Source organism: Croceitalea sp. MTPC6 (assembly GCF_036985525.1).
Taxonomy (GTDB): Bacteria; Bacteroidota; Bacteroidia; order Flavobacteriales; family Flavobacteriaceae; genus Croceitalea.
Genome location: NZ_BTGR01000024.1, coordinates 1 through 1,006, shown reverse-complemented (window position 1 = coordinate 1,006; position 1,006 = coordinate 1). Strand labels below are relative to the sequence as shown.

Here is a 1,006-nt window from a genome sequence, read left to right as displayed (position 1 = left end):
TATTCAGCCCTTATTGGATAGAAGCAAGCTTATAAGTGAAACAACTGGCACGGTGCGTAACAATCTACTCGAAGGTGCGCTCATCGTGATTTTCGTACTCGTTTTCCTTTTAGGAAACTGGCGTGGCGGTCTTATTGTGGCTTCGACTATCCCTTTATCGCTATTGTTCGCTTTTATTCTTATGAACGTTTTTGACGTATGGGCAAACCTTATGAGCTTAGGTGCTATCGATTTTGGTATCATCGTGGATGGGGCGGTGATTATCGTGGAAGCCAGCGTATTCTTAATGGGAAGCTACATCCTAAAAAAGAAGTCTTTAAACAAGGAAAAACGTGATGAGATAGCTGCAAACGCATCAAAAAAGATGATGAACGCTGCCTTCTTCGGGCAACTGATAATCCTTATTGTGTTCTTGCCCATACTGGCGTTGGAAGGTATTGAGGGCAAAATGTTTAAACCAATGGCGCTGACATTCATATTTGCAATGATAGGTGCTATGTTTCTTTGCCTGACCTATGTTCCGATGATGTCTGCCCTATTCCTAAAACCACCCAAGACGGAAAAAAAATCTTGGGGTGACCGTTTCGTGCATTGGGTACAGCGGAAGTATGAACCACTTTTGGTTAAGACCTTAAACAAAGGGAAATGGATTGTTGGAATTGCCGTCGCCATATTTGCCCTTACCGTTTTTATGTTTACAAGAATGGGTGGCGAATTCATTCCCCAACTGGATGAAGGCGATATTGCATTTCACACGATACTTAAACCCGGAAGCTCACTTAGCGAAACAATTGAGACCACTACTAAAGTAGAGCGTATTATAAAGGCCGAATTTCCGGAAGTTGAAAAAATTGTAAGCCGTATCGGTGTGGCCGAAGTGCCCACGGACCCGATGCCGATGGATTTTGCTGATGTATTTGTTATTCTAAAACCCCAAGACGAATGGGTGTCCGCTGATAACAAGGATGAACTTATTGATAAAATGAAGGAAGCGGTAAGCATTATA

1 protein-coding gene is annotated in these 1,006 nt (G+C 42.6%); it reads left to right on the top strand.

Annotated features, from left to right (window positions below; genetic code table 11):
• On the top strand, positions 1–1,006 hold a 1,006-nt coding region (locus AACP56_RS17870), incomplete at both ends, for an efflux RND transporter permease subunit (RefSeq protein WP_339340030.1).